Source organism: Microbacterium sp. Leaf151 (assembly GCF_001424225.1).
In the GTDB taxonomy this organism is placed as follows: Bacteria; Actinomycetota; Actinomycetes; order Actinomycetales; family Microbacteriaceae; genus Microbacterium.
Genome location: NZ_LMOR01000004.1, coordinates 346,830 through 364,422 on the forward strand (window position 1 = coordinate 346,830; position 17,593 = coordinate 364,422).

At 70.3% G+C, this 17,593-nt stretch carries 22 protein-coding genes and 1 riboswitch; of the genes, 8 read left to right on the forward strand and 14 right to left on the reverse strand.

Translation table 11 applies throughout. The features are described from left to right. Positions 1-98: 98 nt before the first annotated feature. The 3 genes from ASF76_RS12390 to ASF76_RS12400 form a co-directional block, all read right to left on the reverse strand. A complete protein-coding gene (locus ASF76_RS12390) occupies positions 99-452 on the reverse strand; it encodes a hypothetical protein (protein WP_055958171.1) in 354 nt (117 codons plus the stop codon). Positions 453-521: 69 nt separating this feature from the next. After that, positions 522-701 carry a hypothetical protein gene (locus ASF76_RS12395; protein WP_055958173.1) on the reverse strand — a complete coding sequence of 60 codons (180 nt, stop codon included), beginning with the start codon at positions 699-701 and terminating at the stop codon, positions 522-524. Further along, on the reverse strand, positions 698-1,252 hold the full coding sequence (locus ASF76_RS12400) for a MarR family winged helix-turn-helix transcriptional regulator (protein ID WP_055958176.1): 555 nt from the start codon (positions 1,250-1,252) through the stop codon (positions 698-700). Before ASF76_RS12400 ends, ASF76_RS12395 begins: the two co-directional genes overlap by 4 nt. Before the next feature lie 113 nt (positions 1,253-1,365). Here ASF76_RS12400 and ASF76_RS12405 point away from each other — a divergent pair, with 113 nt between their 5' ends. The 3 genes from ASF76_RS12405 to ASF76_RS17110 all read left to right on the forward strand — a co-directional run bounded on the left by ASF76_RS12405 (position 1,366) and on the right by ASF76_RS17110 (position 2,344). Continuing rightward, positions 1,366-1,749: a DUF7882 family protein gene (locus ASF76_RS12405; RefSeq protein WP_055958179.1), complete on the forward strand. Its 384-nt coding sequence runs from the start codon at positions 1,366-1,368 to the stop codon at positions 1,747-1,749. A gap of 1 nt (position 1,750) precedes the next feature. Continuing rightward, on the forward strand, positions 1,751-2,092 hold the full coding sequence (locus tag ASF76_RS12410; protein ID WP_055958182.1) for a hypothetical protein: 342 nt from the start codon (positions 1,751-1,753) through the stop codon (positions 2,090-2,092). A 102-nt stretch (positions 2,093-2,194) separates the two neighbouring features. Then, the gene (locus ASF76_RS17110) at positions 2,195-2,344 is read left to right on the forward strand and encodes a hypothetical protein (protein ID WP_156459247.1); all 150 of its coding nucleotides are present in this window, start codon (positions 2,195-2,197) and stop codon (positions 2,342-2,344) included. Between the two features lie 76 nt (positions 2,345-2,420). Here the strand turns inward: ASF76_RS17110 and ASF76_RS12415 are convergent, their stop codons facing one another. The 5 genes from ASF76_RS12415 to ASF76_RS12435 form a co-directional block, all read right to left on the reverse strand. Continuing rightward, complete coding sequence (locus tag ASF76_RS12415; protein ID WP_055958185.1) at positions 2,421-3,152, reverse strand: hypothetical protein; 732 nt, start codon at positions 3,150-3,152, stop codon at positions 2,421-2,423. 188 nt (positions 3,153-3,340) lie between these two features. Then, complete coding sequence (locus ASF76_RS12420; RefSeq protein ID WP_055958188.1) at positions 3,341-4,171, reverse strand: DNA-formamidopyrimidine glycosylase family protein; 831 nt, start codon at positions 4,169-4,171, stop codon at positions 3,341-3,343. Between the two features lie 2 nt (positions 4,172-4,173). Beyond that, positions 4,174-5,655, reverse strand: a complete 1,482-nt coding sequence (locus tag ASF76_RS12425) for a phytoene desaturase family protein (protein WP_055958193.1) — start codon at positions 5,653-5,655, stop codon at positions 4,174-4,176. After that, positions 5,652-6,155: an SRPBCC family protein gene (locus ASF76_RS12430; RefSeq protein ID WP_055958196.1), complete on the reverse strand. Its 504-nt coding sequence runs from the start codon at positions 6,153-6,155 to the stop codon at positions 5,652-5,654. Before ASF76_RS12430 ends, ASF76_RS12425 begins: the two co-directional genes overlap by 4 nt. A 140-nt stretch (positions 6,156-6,295) precedes the next feature. Then, positions 6,296-7,471 carry a sensor histidine kinase gene (locus tag ASF76_RS12435; protein ID WP_055958199.1) on the reverse strand — a complete coding sequence of 392 codons (1,176 nt, stop codon included), beginning with the start codon at positions 7,469-7,471 and terminating at the stop codon, positions 6,296-6,298. Between the two features lie 110 nt (positions 7,472-7,581). Between ASF76_RS12435 and ASF76_RS12440 the strand changes: the two genes are divergently transcribed. Next, on the forward strand, positions 7,582-7,854 hold the full coding sequence (locus ASF76_RS12440; RefSeq protein WP_055958202.1) for a hypothetical protein: 273 nt from the start codon (positions 7,582-7,584) through the stop codon (positions 7,852-7,854). A 63-nt stretch (positions 7,855-7,917) separates the two neighbouring features. Here the strand turns inward: ASF76_RS12440 and ASF76_RS12445 are convergent, their stop codons facing one another. The 5 genes from ASF76_RS12445 to ASF76_RS12465 form a co-directional block, all read right to left on the reverse strand. Then, a complete protein-coding gene (locus tag ASF76_RS12445) occupies positions 7,918-9,231 on the reverse strand; it encodes a hypothetical protein (RefSeq protein ID WP_055958204.1) in 1,314 nt (437 codons plus the stop codon). 130 nt (positions 9,232-9,361) lie between these two features. Then, entirely contained in the window at positions 9,362-9,685 is a 324-nt protein-coding gene (locus ASF76_RS12450; RefSeq protein ID WP_055958207.1) for a DMT family transporter, read from the reverse strand. Between the two features lie 10 nt (positions 9,686-9,695). Then, positions 9,696-9,760: riboswitch (guanidine-III (ykkC-III) riboswitch) on the reverse strand. A 196-nt stretch (positions 9,761-9,956) separates the two neighbouring features. Continuing rightward, positions 9,957-10,817 (reverse strand): CPBP family intramembrane glutamic endopeptidase, encoded by an 861-nt coding sequence (locus ASF76_RS12455; protein WP_200936132.1) that lies wholly within the window; start codon positions 10,815-10,817, stop codon positions 9,957-9,959. Beyond that, positions 10,814-11,536 carry a tRNA (guanosine(46)-N7)-methyltransferase TrmB gene (gene trmB, locus ASF76_RS12460; protein WP_055958211.1) on the reverse strand — a complete coding sequence of 241 codons (723 nt, stop codon included), beginning with the start codon at positions 11,534-11,536 and terminating at the stop codon, positions 10,814-10,816. The genes ASF76_RS12455 and trmB overlap by 4 nt, the downstream gene beginning before the upstream one ends. Before the next feature lie 104 nt (positions 11,537-11,640). After that, positions 11,641-12,474 (reverse strand): DUF3097 domain-containing protein, encoded by an 834-nt coding sequence (locus ASF76_RS12465; RefSeq protein ID WP_055958215.1) that lies wholly within the window; start codon positions 12,472-12,474, stop codon positions 11,641-11,643. 136 nt (positions 12,475-12,610) lie between these two features. Between ASF76_RS12465 and ASF76_RS17615 the strand changes: the two genes are divergently transcribed. From ASF76_RS17615 to ASF76_RS12485, 4 genes are all read left to right on the forward strand, one after another. Then, positions 12,611-14,716: a TPM domain-containing protein gene (locus ASF76_RS17615; RefSeq protein WP_055958219.1), complete on the forward strand. Its 2,106-nt coding sequence runs from the start codon at positions 12,611-12,613 to the stop codon at positions 14,714-14,716. A gap of 93 nt (positions 14,717-14,809) precedes the next feature. Further along, positions 14,810-15,565, forward strand: coding sequence for a PspA/IM30 family protein (locus tag ASF76_RS12475; protein ID WP_055958222.1), 756 nt, complete (start codon positions 14,810-14,812; stop codon positions 15,563-15,565). A gap of 66 nt (positions 15,566-15,631) precedes the next feature. After that, on the forward strand, positions 15,632-16,444 hold the full coding sequence (locus ASF76_RS12480) for an arginase family protein (RefSeq protein WP_055958225.1): 813 nt from the start codon (positions 15,632-15,634) through the stop codon (positions 16,442-16,444). Next, positions 16,441-16,896 carry a hypothetical protein gene (locus tag ASF76_RS12485; protein ID WP_055958230.1) on the forward strand — a complete coding sequence of 152 codons (456 nt, stop codon included), beginning with the start codon at positions 16,441-16,443 and terminating at the stop codon, positions 16,894-16,896. The genes ASF76_RS12480 and ASF76_RS12485 overlap by 4 nt, the downstream gene beginning before the upstream one ends. A 182-nt stretch (positions 16,897-17,078) precedes the next feature. Here ASF76_RS12485 and ASF76_RS12490 read toward each other — a convergent pair whose 3' ends face one another. Beyond that, a complete protein-coding gene (locus ASF76_RS12490) occupies positions 17,079-17,543 on the reverse strand; it encodes an SIP domain-containing protein (protein WP_055958233.1) in 465 nt (154 codons plus the stop codon). Between the last annotated feature and the right edge of the window lie 50 nt (positions 17,544-17,593).

Genomic DNA, 17,593 nt, shown 5'->3' on the forward strand with positions numbered 1-17,593 from the left:
TCGCGCCAACCGGCACGGACTTGCGAACTTAGTGGATGCCGCACGCCCATCGCAAGGCTTCCGCTCCACACATCGCCCGGCGGTTCACCGGCGTGGGATCAGCCCTGGGTGGGCTGATCGAAGTCCCAGTCGATCAGTTCGTCGTTTCCACCGGGGTCGGGCTCGACGGCGCGGAGGCGCGCTCGGGGGAAGAGACGGTGGGCGCGTAACTCCTCAACTGCGGCGGCGAAGTCCGGCTCCTCGTCGTCCCACTCGAGGGGAGCCGAGAGCACGTCGTTGCCGACGCCGATCACCAAGTCCGCCTGAGCGACCTTCTTCGCGTCCGTGACGATGGGGATGCTGACCGCTTCGGCCTGCCCCTCTTTCGCGACTGCCGCGGTCAGCTCGATCAGCGACGCGGCGACGTCGTCTGTGGTCATCACGGTCTCGCCGGCATAGGTCACGCATCGCATCCCTCCACCCTGGGGTCCGATCGAACGGCGAGGGGGTGGGTTGCCGGGATACGACCAGTGGGGTACGACTCAGCCCCTGCGCTGGGACGACCGGAACATCGCCTCGTCGAGCTCGAACCACACCGCGCGCACGGTGTCGAAGTCGCCGAAAGGTTCGGGTTGCGGGTCGTCGAGCGACAGTCGGTAGCCACGAGGCAGGTCGTCCACGTGTTGTCCGTCGCGCGGTCCGCCGACGAGCACGTAGATCACGGCGAATCGACCGCGGGCGCCTCGGCGGCTACACCGTCGACGGCGTCGCTCATGCGCCGCAGGAAAGCGACGACGGCCGCCGACTCATCGGGCGTCATGTCGATGACCGCAGCCAGCATTCGGTCGTGCATGTTCCCCAGCGTCTGCCGAACTTCTTCGTCAGCCCGCGGCGTGACCGCGATGAAGATGCTGCGGCGGTCGTCGGGGTTGGCGGAGCGCGTGATGTGGCCGGAGCGTTCCAACCGGTCGAGGATCGCCGTCGTAGACGCCGTCGACAGTCCCAGATACCGAGTCAGCTCCCCCGGACGGACCTGCCTCTTCTGGTCGCGAAGCAGGTAACGCAACACCAGCAGCTCGTTCTCACCCATCGACATCGAGTCGCGCGTGCGTCGCCGCATGGCCACCTCGGCGGCGCGGTAGACCCGGAGGGATTCGAGCACGGCCTTGCTTCGCTGCCGACGGTCGGCCGGCTCGTCGCCGTACCAGTACGTCACCTCGCGGACGGATTCCGCTGTCGAGGGTGCGCGGGGCGTGGTTTCGACGTCCGTCATGTCACACTCCTCCGCTCGTACCGCGACTATACAACGCAAATAATAGTTAGGCAAACTAGTTACTAAGCGAGTATGTTCTCAACACAGCTAATCGCTTTCGAAGGGAGCACCCCATGGGCCACCTGTATTACGGAACGTCGACCGAATCGATCCGGATTCCCGACCGCCTGCTCTCACACCTCAAGGTGGTCGCGACCACCAAGCTCCGCCGCAGCGAGAGCTTCACCCTCAGCTGGGCCCATGTCGACGGCACCCCCGGTCGTTCCACCCTCTGGCTGCAGCCGGCGATCCCGCTGCGCTTCGTCTTCGACTCCGCGGAGCCCGAATCCCTCGACGCCGCGACGCTGAAGTCCATGGCCGACATGGCGGGCTCCTCCGCGGGTCTCATCGTCGACCTCGGCGCGGACATCCCCACGGCCGAGGTCGGCCCGCGTCCCGCGCCTGCCCGCTCGACTGAGCGCTCCGGCCGTCGCGCTGCACTTTCTGCGGCGGCCTGACATGGCCGTCACCTCCGCTCCTTCCGCCGCTCCCCTGTCGGCGGTTCGTATCCTCTGGGTCAAGGTCGACGCCGGCTTCTGGGTCGCCCATCGTGGCGGTGAATACTTCGGCTGCGTCGACGCCGTCGCCGGCGGCTTCGTCGCGCGTGACGCCCACGGCGTCCCCATCGGCCGATACGACGTGCTCGCCGAGGCCAAGGCATCGCTGCGTTCGACGACGCACCCGACGAATACGTTGCGACGTCGGAGAATGGAGCGTACGTCCTTGGTTGCCGCCACGGCTCTCGGCTCAACCGCCCTCGTGTTCGCGCTGACCGCCGGGGCGATGGCGCCCTACCTCTGAGAACGGTTTCCCGCTCGCCGTCACCGCGAGCGATGTCGACCCCCTGTACAGGGCACGCAACGCGTGTCACGGTCGTCACTCCACCGACGAACGGAGTCCTTCATGGCCGACCGCCACGCACACCCCGATGACGCCCCCGACTCGCAGTCGAACGGCGCGGGCAGTGAATCCCCGGAAGAGGGTGCTGCCGCTCAGCAGGATGCAGACGACGCAGCGACGACGGATGGTTCCCCCACCGGCGACATCGGCTGAACATCCTCCACGCGGTCAGGTCTCGCTCCCTCCGTCCCGGAGGTGCGCGGCCTGGAGCGCGGGTTGCAGACGCCGTCTACGAGCCCGCGATAGAGATGGACCCGGTGGTCGAAACGCCCTCGCACGACACGGTGAAGGTGATCGTTCGCGCACCCCCGGGATTGAGGAACAACTGCGTCGTGTAGCTCCCGCGGTCTGAGCTGTCGGGGGTGCTCCCCCCGAGCTGATCGCGCCACGTGCCCCCTTCGCTCGCAACGACGGACACCGTGCGATAGGGGACACCGCTGCCGCTCGCGCTTTTCAGCGTTCCGGACACGTTGATGTAGTACTGGTTGGTGTCGCCGGAGAACGACCTCGAGAGGTTCACCGTGATGGAAGCCACGGGGACGAAGACGTAGGAGAAGGACGCCGTGGTGGCGAGACCGTTCGAGAGGGCGGTGACGCTGGCGGTCTGCGATGTCTTCACGCGGGCGACCGACGCCGTCGTGGAGAACGTCCCCGCGGTCGTCAGGGAGAAGCTCGTCCGAGCCAGCGTGACGTTGGCGTCGGAGCTCGACAAGGTCAGCCTCTGACCGCGCACCGCACCCTCGTACTTTCCCGTGACACTCACGCTGCCGCCGACGGGCACGTCGGACACCTGCGAGAAGGTCAGAGTCAGAGCGGACGTACTCGCCGCCGAGGCGGGTGAGGCGGTGGTGACGATGATCGCCGGCACCGCCCACGCGGCGGTGGTGACGACAGCACGTCGAGACATCGCGTGGGAGTCGACCTCGCTCACACGCTCGTCGGCGAAAGCCTCTTTCGTCATGTTGCCGTCCCTTCGCTCGCGGACTCTTTCCGTCTCGCCGAGCGTGGCAGCTTTCCTCGTCGCCGCCCGCCTCTTCGCCCAGGGGCGAGGACTCACGAGCCGTGGTTCACCCGTCGATGCGTACAGGACGCTCGGATACGTCACCCGCGTGACGCATGTCAGGCACCGTGGGCGCTGGCAGCATCGGTCTACGCCTGCTCCCGAGTTCCCGCCCCGTCGCCGGACGGCGCCGGCTGACACCGTGGGCACCACCAGGTGCGACGCCGCTCGGGGTCGTTCGCCACCTCGTCGCGCACGCGCACCCGCGTCCCGCAGCGGAGGCACGGTCGCCCCGCCCGGCCGGCGACCCAGTGCGACGATCCCTTGCGACGATCGCCGGTGGTCACCTGGTACATGCCCGGCACCGTCGCCGAAATCCGTAGGCATCGCGCGGCGAGCGCGATGAGCGCACCGAGATCGGTGGCCCCGATCGGGGCGAAGGGATGGACACCGCGCAGGAAGGCCAGCTCGTTCACCCACAGGTTGCCGAGTCCTGCGATGCGCGTCTGGTCCAGCAGCGCCGCCACGAACGGACGGTCGGGACGCGCCGACAACCGGCGGACTGCTTCAGCCGCGTCCCAGTCCTCCCGAAGGGGGTCGGGACCGAGATGCCCGACGACATCGTGCTCCCGGGCGGTGGGGAGGAGGTCGACCACCGGGAGGTCGAGGCCCCACACCTCCCGCCCGTCTTCGAGGCGGAGGCGTACGCGCGCCTTCTCACGCGCCGCGGAGGGCAGCGCCCGACCCGCCCGTATGATCGTCCAGCTGCCCTGCATGCGCAGATGGGTGTGGAGGGTCGAAAGGTCGTCGAAGCGCGTGAGCAGGTGCTTGCCGTGGGTGTCGTGCGCGATGATCGATCGTCCCGCGAGCGAGACCCCCGCACCGTTGCCGGACCGCAGTTCGCCGTCGATCACGCGGATGCCGCAGGTCGCGGCATCCAGGCGCTGTCGCAGACGATAGACGCTGTCCCCCTCGGGCACCGTCAGGGAGCCGTCGGCGAGAGCTGGTCCGCGCGCGGCGCCAGATCGGGGCGGAGGCGCGTGCCGAATTCGTGCCGCAGGGCACTGAGCGCCGCCTGCCACCCCGCAAGACCGTGTACGCCGGGACCGGGACTCGTCGATGACGAGCACAGATAGACGCCCTTCATGGGCGTGCGCCACGGATCGGGGCTGTAGACCGGCCGACCGAGGAGCTGCGTCAGGGTCGGCGCGCCCGCGGAGATGTCTCCGCCGGGGAAGTTCGGGTTCCACGCCTCGACGTCGACCGCCGTACGAGACGCGGAGGCGAGGATCGTGTCGCGGAAACCGGGAGCGAAGCGCTCGATCTGCGCCACGACGGCGGCCTCGCGGTCGGCGGGGCTGCCCGCCGGTACGTGCGTATAGGCCCAGAACACGTGCTTGCCGGCGGGCGCGCGCGTCGGATCGAACAGCGTCGGCTGCGCAGCCAGCACATATGGCGCATCGGGCAGGTCCCCGCGGGCGACGGTGTTCTCGGCCGCGGCGATCTCGGCTCGGGTCCCGCCCAGGTGCACGGTCCCCGCCCGCGCGACGTCGGCATTGGTCCAGGGCACGGGCTCCGAGAGCGCGAAGTCGACCTTCGCGACACCGCCCCCGTAGCGGAAGCGTTCGAGGGCCCGACGGTAGGCCACCGGCATCCGCTCTCCCGCCAGAGCGATCAGAGCGCGCGGCGTGGTGTCGAGCAGCACCGCGCGAGCGGGCGGGAGCTCGTCGAGCGAGGTGACCTCGACACCGGCGCGCAGCACTCCGCCGTGTGCCCGGATGTCGGCGATCATCGCATCGGCGATCGCCTGGCTGCCGCCCACCGGGATCGGCCACCCGCGACCGTGCCCGTACGTGGCGAGCACGAGACCCGCGCCGCCGGCGGCGAGGCTCGGCTGATGCAGGATCGTGTGGGCTGAGACACCCGTGATCAAGCTCGGTGCGACCTCTTCGCGGAAGCGCGCGTTCCACCAGGGTCCCCCCTGCTCGAGAGCCCGGATGCCGAACAAGAACGCCGCGAGCGGGTCACCCGGTATGCGCAGCAGCGCGTTGCCCGTGAAGTCGGCGACCCCACGAAGGTGGTCGACGAGCGGGCGCATGAGGCGCTCGTAAGCCGGCCCATCGACCCCGAGCCCCTCCGACGCTCGAGCGAGGTCGCGGAACGCGAGGCCCGCCCGCGCCCCGTCGAGCGGATGGGCGTAGGAGATCTCGGGGACGGTCAGGCGGATGCGGCGATCGAGGCCGAACTCGCGGAAGAACCACGACTCCAGAGCCAACGGGTGAACGGCCGATCCCACGTCATGGCGGAAGCCCGGGAGCGTGAGCTCTGCCGTCGAGGCCGCTCCCCCGAACGTCTCCGACCTCTCGTACACGGCGACCGACAACCCCGACCGCGCGAGCGTGACGGCCGCGGCCAGGCCGTTCGGGCCCGAACCGACGATGATCGCGTCGTAGCTCTCGCTCATCGGTCGATCGGCTCCTTCTGGGCGGTGGACTCGTGCCCGATGGCGGCGGCACCGCCATCGGTGCCGGGGGCCCCTCCCTCGGCGAGGTAGGCGAGGCGGTGCAACGTCTCGGCGTTGCGCCACCGGGTGACCGCATCGAACACCGTGTCGGGGAGGATCCGGGTGGGGCCCGTGACCGGTTCCTCCTGGATGCGCACGACGCACGCATCGCCGCGCGGCTTGACGTCGATCGCGACACGGGCGACGCCGATGGGTCCGCCGTGCGGCTCCATCACCGCGCGGTACGGCGGGTCCCACACGCGCATGACCGTCGTGTCGTCGACCACCAGGGGCCACGACCCGAAGGAGTGGTGCAGCGTCGCCCCCTCGGCGGGCCAGGTATCGCCGACGTCGCGCATGCGCGAGGTGCCGACGACCCAGAGGGGGTACAGCCATCCGCTGGCGAGAACGCGGAACACGTCGTCAGGGGTGCAGTGCATCAGGCGGACGTTGCGTGCCATGGATTGTTCCTCCTCGTCGATGCGATGGACGGATGCCGCGACGCAGCCGTCCCGACATCGCCCACGCTACGGCCCGCCGACGTCGGCGGTCGCCGAGGTTGCGCCGCGACGCGCGGCCGGGTACCGCCTCACGGGAGTCCTCACCCCGTCGCCGGCAGGACGAACCACGCACGCGTACCGCCGGTCGGTGAGGCATCGAGTCCGATCGATCCCCCGTGCGCATCGACGATGCGTCGGCAGGTCGCCAGACCGATGCCGATGCCCTGCACCTCGGACCCGTGTCCTCGCTGCATCGGTTCGAACAATCGATCGCGCAGCTCAGGGGCGACGGCGTCGCCGTTGTCGTCGACGCTGACGCGCCACCCGTCGGGCAGCGTCTCCACGCTCACACGGATCACGGGGACCCTCTCGGCCGCCACGGTGAACTTCACCGCGTTGGCGATGAGGTTCTGCAACAGCACGCGCAGCAGGGTCCCATCGCCGCGGACGAAGGTGGAAGCGTCGACCGACACCCGGGCTCCCGCACGGACGACCGCGCCGTCGAGGTCTTCCAGCACGGCATCCACCGTGTCGGCGATGTCGACGTCGGTGAGGTGAGGCCGTGTGCCGCCGATGCGCGCGAAATCCAACAGGTCGCTCACCATCGTCGACATGCGCGAGGCGGCGGCTTCCGCGCGGGCGAGGGACTGCGCAGCGCGCGGCGCCTGGCCCATCTCGGGGCTGTCGGCGGCGAGCTCGAGAAAGCCGGCCAGCGCCGTGAGCGGATTGCGCAGGTCGTGGCTGATCTGTGTGGCGAAGTCCTCGAGCAGGGCGTTCGACTGCAGCAGATCCCGCTGCACGCGGCGCAGTTCGAGGACGTCGATCACCTGCCCCGCGAGCAGGTCGAGACCGTGGGCCGCGGCGTCCGACAACTCGCCGACCTCCGTGTCGAAGACGCACAGCGTGCCGATGGAGACGCCCGCCGGGGTGATGAGCGGACTCGACGCGTAGAAGCGCGTCAGGGCGATCTCCCCCGTGACGAACGCGTTCGTGGCGAAGCGGACGTCGAGGCGGGCGTCGGCCACGACGACGCGGCGAGGGTCGGAGATCACGACCGCGCACATCGAATCCTCACGCGCGCAAGACGCCGCCTGTACGCCGACCGCGGCGATCTGGTGCTGCATCCGGTCGTCGATGATGTTGATCACCGCCGTCGGCACGCGGCACACCGTCGCGGCGAGCTCCACGAGACCCTGGAGGTCGGGCTCGGTGGGTTCGCCGATCAGACGGTACTGCGCGATCGCTTCCCGCCGGGTCACATCCTGCGCCGTCGACACGTCATCCCCTCGCGGTCGTCCTTCTCGTGAGCCTAACGGTCCTGGTACACCGTCTCGGGCGGATCAGGAAGGGGCTCGCGCGCGCCGGCCGGATGACGAAGAGTCGGCACATGAGCACCCCCGCATTCCCCCAGACACCGTCCGAGCCCGGCGCCCCCTCCCCCGGGGAGCCCGTCGCGCCCACCCCCACCGAGCCGACGGCGCCCACCCCTGCGGAGCCCACGATCCCCCTTCCGCCCGAGACCGCGCCCTCGCCCTCGTCCGGCGGCGCTTTCGCGCAGGACGACGACACCTCCGGCATCGGCTCCGCGGAGATGGATGCCGACAACGCGGTCGAACAGGACATGATCGACGCCGTCGATCCCGGCGGGAGTCCCGACTGACGACCCCGCGACGAAGAAGAGGGCGAAGCCATCGGCTCCGCCCTCCTCGTCGTCAGGTGGGGATCACGGGTTGCCGCGGGTCCACAGCAGCAGGATCGCCACGGCCTGGAGAACGAGGCAGCCGGCGAGGATCGCCACCCGTCGACGCGGTGTCGACGACCACCGCTCGTCGCCGAGCAGGGGTGCCATGGGCATGAGCAGACGGAAGGTGCTCTGCTGCGGCAGGAACACCGCGAGGATGTACACGCCGTAGCTGAAGCCGTAGGCGACGACCATCAGGCCGAGCTTTCGTACCGGTCGCGACCACATCAGGGCGAGGAAGCCGATGATGAGCGCGATGACGAGGATGATGCCCACGACACCCAGGTGCGTCCCGGCTTGCCGGAACCATGGGGTGAACGGGGTGAACTCGTCGTTTCCGACGTAGTCGAGCCACCAGCCGAGCTCGGTGCGGATGTACGCGTTGTGGGTGCCGGTGACGTACTGGGCGATGTGGTTCCACGACAGCCCCGTCACCGCGATCGCGAGACCGGAGGCCATCAGCGGCGCCCATTCCTTCATCGGGAACGGATCGACCTTGCGACGGAAGAAGCGCACGAGGAACACGATGCCCAGGGCGAGGCCGAGAGCGAGCACGCCGGGTCGCGTGTACGCGGTGAGGACGCCGATCGGCAGTATCCACAGGTAGCGGCGTTTGATGGCCAGCAGCATGCCGGCGAACATCAGCAGCATGAACAGGCCCTCGCTGTAGCCGATCACGAAGAGGAACGACATGGGCGCGAAGGAGAAGAACACCACCGCCCACCAGGCCGGCTGGGGCTTGGTGACGGTGCGCATGAGCACGAACAGCAACCAGGTGGCGCCGAGGCTCGCTCCCAGGCTGAGCAGCACCGAGACCGGCTGCCATCCGAGACCGGTCGCACCCGAGATGGCGCGTATCAGGCTGGGGAAGACGGGGAGGAACGCCCAGTTGTTCGGCAGGATGTCGCCCGAGACGTTCATCGGGAGCGACATCGGGTAGCCCTCGGCCGCGATCTGTCCGTAGCGGTCGGCGTCCCACCCGGTCAGGTAGTCGAAGAAGGTGCCGAGGCGCTCGCCGTCAGGACCGAAACCCCAGCGCGCGGCCTTCGCGATCGAGTAATAGCCCCACAGCATCCCGAAGTTGACCACGCGCGCCACGGCCCACAGCAGCAGGATGCGCGTGAAGGCGCCACGCTCGATGGGGACGATGCCCTCGGGCTTGCGCAGGACATCGTGCCCGTACTGACGCAGGGCCCGACCGATGCGCGAATCGCGCAGGCGGTCGAGGCGACGCGGTGGTGCGATGACACGCGAAGGACGCGTCGGGGAGACAAGCTCGCTCGGCGGTGCGCTCACTCGGAACCTTTCACAAGGGAAGATGTGGGCGAGTGACGACGGTGTCGGGGCCCGGATAAGTGCAGGAAACCAGATGGTACCGGATGGAAATGTGCGTTCCATCCCGTTGACTTCCAGGGAAACCCCCTGATCAGTGGGTGTCTCCGACGAGCTTCAGGCCGATGACGCAGCCGACGAGGCCCAGCACGAGCAGAACTTTCACCACCGAGATCGCCTCCGCGCCCGTGACCATGGCCACCACCACGGTCAGCGCCGCGCCGATTCCCACCCACACCGCGTAGGCGGTACCGGTGGGGATGTCGCGCATCGCGAAGGCGAGGCCCCCCATGGACACCACCAGTGCCGCACCGAAGATCACGCTCGGCCAGAGCTTCGTGAACCCCTCCGACCGACCGAGGGCCGTGGCCCACACGGCCTCGAGGACACCGGAGAGGATGAGGATGATCCACGACATGACTGTGCTCCTTGGCCAGTCTTGTCGCTGTCCGGGTACTGATCCCTCGTCCGGTGACGCGGTGGGCGTCCGGTGGCCACGATACCCAGCGCACCTGGGCAGTGCCCGTGCAGTCCGGCATCCGCCCTCCACGACCACGCGTAAACGCTCCCCACGCGCAGAAACACGCTGTGCTCGCGTTTGTGGGCGCCGATCGCGTTTATGCATGGGGGGGGAAGTGGGGCGACGCGAAATCGACCGGACAGAGCGGCCGGGGTCACGGCATCCGGGGTCAGATGAGGAAGATGGATGCCGCGCCGGGGTTGTGGGCGTGCACGAGCACGCCGAAGACGACGGCGTCGAACAGCAGGTGCACCGTCACGACGTACCAGAGCGACCGCGTCTTGAGGAAGAGGAACCCCTGCACGATGGCGAAGGGGACGGTCAGCAGGGGCCCCCACGCCTGGTAGCCCAGCTCCCACAGGAACGACACGAACACGATCGCCTGGAGCAGGTTGGCGGTGAGATCGGGGAAGTGACGGCGCAGCAGCACGAAGACCGTGCAGATGAAGAACAGTTCGTCCCAGATGCCGACCGCGCCGACGCCGACGAACAGTCGCGCGATGAGATCAGGGGTGTTCACGACGGGCCAGTTCATGTAGACGCCCGAGGTGATGAAGTAGAACGGCAGGATCAGGTAACCGAGCACGATGACGCCGGCCAGCCACGCCCACTGCCACCATGTCCATCGCCCACCGCCGCGCCAGGGGAAGCGGATCGCGTAATCGCGGTAGACGAAGCGCGAGATGACGTAGGGCACCACCACCGCACCGCCGAGGGCGAGCGTGAAGCGGACGAAGGCGGCGTTGTCGAGCTCAGCCTGCAGGGGGATGAGGCTGACGATGAACTGGCCGATCGCGATCAGGGAGACGTCGCGGGCGATGCTCGGTTCCTCGCCGCGCGCGAGCGGCACTCCAGCGCGACGGTCGATGAGCACCCCGGATGCCACGGCCAGCGCGAGGAGCACCCACCCGAGCCAGACGACCTGCACGACGAAGAGAGCGGGGGCGGCCAGGCACACCAACAGCGCCGGGATGAGCTTCGGCGTCCACGTGGAGCGCTCGCGCACGGGTACCGCGGTGTGCGCGGTCACGGCGAGACCCGTGTGTACGTGAGGTCGCGAATGTCGCGCCCGACGCGCAGGCCCTTGTTCTCGAAGGCGGTGAGCACGCGCCCCGCGAAGCGCTCGGCCCACTCCCCCGCGAACGCCCGCTCGAAACCGGGAGCCGCGTCCAGCACGTCGCGCATCTGGTCGGCGTAGTCCTGCCAGTCGGTGGCCAGGCGCAGGGTGCCACCGGGGCGTAGGGCCTGGGCTGCGACGCGGGCGAAGTCGGGGGCGACGAGACGGCGCTTCGTGTGCTTGTTCTTGTGCCACGGATCGGGGAAGAACACCCAGAGCTCGTCGACGGATGCCGCGGGCAGCAGGTGTTCGAGGGCCTCGGGCGCGTTGGCCTCGACGAGGCGGAGGTTCTTCACGCCGTCGCGGTCGGCGTCGAGCATCGTCCGGGCGAGTCCGGCCGTGAACACCTCGACGGCCAGGAAGTCGCTGTCGGGATCGCTGGCTGCGGCCGAGACGATCTGGTGGCCCTGGCCGGAGCCGATCTCCACGACCAGTCGCGCGCGGCGACCGTAGACCTCTTCGACGTCGACAGCCGTACCGGCCTTGACGCTGGTCGTGGCGGCTGCGCGCACCACGGGCAGCAGGTAGAACGGCGACAGCTCGGCCCATGCGCGGTCCTGGGCCTCCGACATGCGGCCGCTGCGACGCACGAACGACACCGGCTTGTCGCGGAAGACGGGCGCGGCATCCATGTCTCTCACGCTATCCGCCGCGTGAGGGGTCGCTTCGTGTCGCTCAACTGACGCGGAGGCGGCGGATTCCGCCCCCTCACGCGAGAGGGAACGCTTGCGGCCGCTCACGGGACGGTCACGAAGTCGATGAGCTCCTCGACGCGGCCGAGAAGGGCCGGCTCGAGGTCGCGGAAGGTCGTGACGCGCGACAGGATGTGCTGCCACGCGCGGGCGGTGTCGGCCTGCTCCTCGGCGGGCCAGCCGAGTGCGCGGCACACCCCGACCTTCCACTCGATGCCCCGGGGCACTTCGGGCCACGCGGCGATCCCGAGGGCGCGCGGGGTGACGCACTGCCAGACGTCGACGAAGGGGTGCCCGACGATGCGCACGTGCGCGCCATGACGGCCGCGGGCGATCTTCTCGGCGATGCGCGACTCCTTGGAGTTCGGCACGAGGTGGTCGACGAGCACGCCGTAGCGGCGCTCGGCGGTGGGGGGCTCGGCATCCAGGGTCTGCTCCAGCAGGTCGACGCCCTCGAGGAACTCCACGACGACGCCCTCAGCGCGCAGGTCTGCGCCCCAGACCTTCTCGACGAGTTCGGCGTCGTGCTTGCCCTCGACGAAGATTCGGCTGGCCCGCGCGGTACGGGCGCGCTGGTCGGCGGCGACGAAGGATCCGGATGCCGTGCGGGTGCGGCCCTTCGCGGCGGGTGCCGGAGCCGTGAGCACCGCCGGCGCACCGTCGACGAGGAAGCCCCCTCCGAGGGGGAACAGGCGGCGCTTGCCGAATCGGTCCTCCAGCTCGACGTTCATCCCGTCGACGCGGGTCACCGCACCGACGTAGCCGTCGCCGGCGACCTCGACGACGAGGTCGGTGGATGCCGCGATCTGCGCCGGCTTCTTCCGTCCGGCGTCGCGCCAGCCGCGGGCGAGCACATCGGTGCCGTAGCGGTCGTCCATCTGTACCTCCGAGGGTCCGAGCCTAGGCGGCGGTGCTGTGCGCTGGCAGCGGACGCGCCGATCCAGTCCCGTGGCGACGCCCGGATGTCGGAGGTCGTTTGTAGGGTGGGACAGTCCGGCGACCGAAGGGGGAAGCATGCGAACGCCCAGGGCGGCACACATGCTGGCCACGCTGTTGATCGTGTCCGTCGGCGTTCTCGTCGCCCCACTGAGTGCCTCCGCGGTTCCCCCGCCGTCGCTGGGCTCCAGTTACGTGATCGACCGAGCCGACGCGCTCACCGACGGTGAAGAGGCCTCCGTCCAGAGCCGCATGGTGTCGCTGCGCGAGCAGACCGGGCTCGATCTGTGGGTCGTGTACGTTCCGGAGTTCACCGACCCGCCGGGGGCCGCCGACTGGGCGAACGAGACGGCGAACCGCAATCAGTTGGGCCCCGATCAGTACGTGCTCGCCATCGCCCTCAGCGGCGACACCTTCTCCTACTACCTCTCCGGAGACGCCGAAGACGGCGACCTGTCCGCCGCGCAGCTCGGCGAGATCGAGCAGAACCGCGTGCAGCCGGCCCTCGAGGCGGGCGACGACGTGGGAGCCGCCATCTCGGCCGCCGACGGGATCCGCGCCGCACACATCGAGGCCGGTGGGGGCGAGCCCGCCCCTCCCCCCTCGCCCGCCGGCTCCGGCGGACCCGCGCTCGGCCCCATCGTGCTCGTCGGACTCCTGCTCCTGGCCGTCGCGATCGGTCTCGTGTGGTTCGCGCTGCGACGTCGGAAGCAGGCTGCCGCCGGCACCTCGAACGCCCCCACCGAGAGCATCGAAGACCTGTCGCGGCGGGCGGGCTCGGCGCTGGTCGCGACCGACGACGCCGTCAAGACCAGCGAGCAGGAGCTCGGTTTCGCCCGCGCCCAGTTCGGCGACGAGGCGGCGGAGCCGTTCACCGAGGTGCTGACGCAGGCGAAGGCCGACCTCGACCGGGCGTTCTCTCTTCAGCAGCAGCTCGATGACGACGTGCCCGAGACCCCCGAGCAGCAGCGCGTCGCGTACGCCGAGATCATCCGCCTGTGCGCCAGTGCAGACGAGGCCCTGGATGCCAAGGCCGCGGCCTTCGACGAGCTCCGCGCCCTCGAGGCCGACGCGCCGGCGGCCCTCGCGGCCACGCGGGAGCGGCAGGCAGCGGCTGACGCCGCGTTGGCGACGGCCGAGGCCGACCTCGCGCGGTTGCGCGAACGCTTCGCCGACGACGCCCTCGAGGCCATCGCCGACAACCCCGCGCAGGCCCGAGAGCGTCTCGACTTCGGTATCGCGCAGTCCCGCGCGGCGGAGACCGCGCTGAGCGAGGGCCGCACCGGTGAGGCCGCCGTGGCGATCCGCGCAGCTCAAGCTGCCGTCGCCCAGGCCGAGACCCTCGAGCGCGCCATCGCAACGCGGGGCGCTGACCTCACCGATGCGCAGCAGCGCGCTGCGGCCCTCGTCGCCGAGATCGAGGGCGATCTGGCCGCGGCCGCGCGTCTGCCCGATTCCGACGGACGTGTCGCCGCCGCGACGACCTCGACGCGCACCCAGCTCGACGCCGCCCGCGGTGCCCTGGGCGGCGCCCGCACCAGCCCGCTGCGGGCAGTCGACATGCTGCAGCAGGCGAACACGACGATCGACGCCGTCCTCGACGCGGTCCGTGACGAGACAGAGAGGCGTCGGCGCGCCGAGAGCCAGCTCGACGCCACGCTGGCGCAGGCCCGTGCGCAGGTCTCCGCGACCGAGGACTTCATCTCCGCGCGGCGGGGAGCCGTCGGGCCGACCCCGCGCACGCGCCTCGCCGAGGCCGGCGCCGCCGTCGTGCAGGCGCAGCAACTGCGCGCGACCGACCCCGTCGCCGCCCTCGCGACCGCCCAGCGCGCGGCACAGCTGGCCGGCGAGGCGGCCTCGCTCGCCCAGAACGACGTCGGCGCCTTCGGAGGCGCGGGCGGCTTCGGCGGCACCGGCGGCGGAGGCGGCGGCATGATGGGGGCCATCCTCGGCGGCATCGCGGTCGACGCCCTGCTCGGCGGCGGGCAGCGCCGTGGCGGCTTCGGTGGCGGGGCCCTGGGCGGCCTGGGCGGCGGCTTCGGCGGCACCGGCGGCGGGCGCTCACGCGGCGGAGGCTTCGGCGGCGGCTTCTCCGGCGGGGGACGCAGCCGTGCCGGTGGGGGCGGCGGCTTCTCCGGCGGCGGACGCGGCCGTGCCGGCGGGGGGAGCGGCAGACGCCGCTAGTCCACCCCTCGCGGGCACCCCGCCCGATCACAGAGAATTCGTAGCATCCGATACCAGACTCGACATCGTCGCCCTCAGGAAGGAACACCCCGCATGGCCAAGCAGTCCATCTTCGGTCGCATCTCGACCCTCGTCCGCGCGAACATCAATTCGCTCCTCGACCAGGCCGAGGACCCGCAGAAGATGCTCGACCAGCTCGTCCGCGATTACTCGAACTCGATCGCCGACGCCGAGTCGGCGATCGCCGAGACGATCGGCAACCTCCGCCTGCTCGAGCGCGACCACCAGGAAGACATGCAGGCTGCGGCGGAGTGGGGCAACAAGGCCCTCGCCGCCAGCCGCAAGGGTGACGAGCTCCGCGCCTCCGGCAACGCCGGCGAAGCCGACAAGTTCGACAACCTCGCCAAGATCGCCCTGCAGCGGCAGATCTCGGCCGAGGGCGAGGCGAAGTCGGCCGCTCCCACCATCGCGGCGCAGACCGAGGTCGTCGACAAGCTCAAAGACGGCCTGAACGGCATGAAGGGCAAGCTCGAGCAGCTCCGCGCCAAGCGCAACGAGCTCACCGCTCGCGCCAAGGTCGCCGAGGCGCAGAACAAGGTGCACGACGCCGTCAAGTCGATCGACGTGCTCGACCCCACCAGCGAGCTCGGTCGCTTCGAAGACAAGATCCGGCGCGAAGAGGCCCTGGCAGCGGGCAAGCAGGAGCTCGCCGCCTCCAGCATCGACGCCCAGTTCAACGCGCTCGACGACGTGGGCGAGCTCACCGAGGTCGAGGCGCGACTGGCCGCCCTCAAGGTCGGCGGACCTCAGCGTGCCGCGATCGACGCACCCAGCCCCGACCAGGTCTGACATGCTCGTGAGTGCACCGCCCGCTCGTCCGGGCGGCGCACTCACGTCTTGCGGCGAGGAGCACCCGTGACCCGATTCATCGTCGCCCCGCAATGGCAGGGGTCGTCGTCGTCACGCGCCATGCAGCTCATCGACGGCGCCGAGGCCATCGCCGGAGACCTGCCGCGCAGCTCGACCACCGTGCTCGACGTGCCCACCGAGGCCGGCGACGCCCAGGGGACGGGGGTTCACCGCCTCAGCGCGCTGGTGCGCATGCGCGAGCGCATCGAAGACGCCGTCCGCGGGTCCGCCGAGCCCGCGATCGTCGTGGGTGGCGACTGCGGAGTCGCCCTGGGCTCGCTCACGCCCGTCGCGGGAGACGATCTCGCGGTGGTGTGGATCGACGCGCACGCCGACCTCAACACCCCCGCAAGCTCCCCCAGCGGCGCCTTCCACGGCATGGTGCTGCGCGCGATCGCCGGCGAGGGCGAGAGTCTCCTGCGCCTCGAGCCCGGAATCCCTCCCGCGCGCCTCGTGCTCGCGGGCACGCGGTCACTGGATGCCGAGGAGCAGCGCTTCATCGAGCATCACGGCGTGCGGGTCGTCGCCCCGAGCGAGATGGCCGACCCCGACGTGCTGGCCGACGCCGTGGTCGCGACCGGAGCGACTCGCGTGTACGTCCATGTCGACCTCGACGTGCTCGACCCCGCCGAGGTGGCGGGCGTCGCCCTGCCCGAGCCCTTCGGTGCCCGCACCGTCGACGTCGTGGCATCCATCCGACGATTGCGGGAACGACTCCCCCTCGTCGGCGCGACGCTGACGGAATTCTCGCCGTCGTCGCCGGTGGCTGCCGTCGATGACCTCGGCACGATCCTGCGGCTCGTGGGAGCCCTCGCGTGAGCCCCATCCCCCGACCTCCGGCCGGGTGGCGCGAGCGCGCAGACAGCGCGGTCGCTCGCGGGCGACGGTTCGATCGCTTCATCCCGGCCGCGCTGCTCGACACGCCCGTCAGCCGGATCGGCTACTGGTACGGCTGCGCCCTCGGGTGGACCTGGGGATCCGTGTGGAGTACCGGCCGCATCGAGAAGCGGGCGGGTCTGTGGGTCTTCCGGGGGCTTCCGTCGTGGGCGTTCCCCCGCGGCGGCGTGTGTGTGGGCGCCTGCTTCCTGACCGGCGACGACCGTCCGACCGACACGGTGCTCAGACACGAGGCCGTGCACCGACGCCAGTGGCGCCGCTACGGATTCCTCATGCCGGTGCTCTACGCGCTGGCCGGGCGTGATCCACTCCGCAACCGCTTCGAGATCGAGGCGGGCCTGATCGAGGGCAACTACGTGCCGCGCGGCAGCTGACGCGCGGGCCTCGACCGGCACCGGGACAGCTCGCGACGAGACGACGTCCGTGGGCGAAGCACGGTGGGGTGCCTCGGCGTCCGCGCCCGGTCGATTCACTTACGTGCGCCGCGAGAGGTCGTCCGCGAAAAGGATGCACCGCGAGGCTCTCGCAGGCGGACAGGCGCCGGAGCGCGTCGACGTCAACGCGCGGTCGCGAGACCGAAGCGCTCGGGAGTGTGGATGGCCAGCGCGGCGACGCCGTGACGGCTCATCAGGTCGTCGACGATCTCGGCCGTCCCGAGGTATCCACCCAGCAGCACCACGCGGGTCGCGTCGTCGTCTGCACAGAGCATCTCGCCGGCCCAGCCCGAGACAGCGCGCGCAAGAGCCTCTCCGGGCGCGCAGCCACGGCCGGTCCCGGGGGCGCCGGCCCGGCGGGAGCGGTCGAGCCAGGTGAGCGTCATGCGCGCCGGGGCGGCGACGGAACCCATCCACGACTCGTCGGGGACCTCGATGAACACGCGTCCGGTCGAGCAGATGGGCAGCGTGGCCAACAGCGTCTCGAGCTCGACGAGAGAGGTCTCGTCGGCCGTCACGAGATGCTGCACGCGCGTGTGCCGCGACGCCCGGCAGGCGGCGGCGTTGTGCTCGGTGGACGTGGTCATGATGGCATCCACTATACCCCCGGCGAAGGGTTGCCTAACCTGAGTTCGCG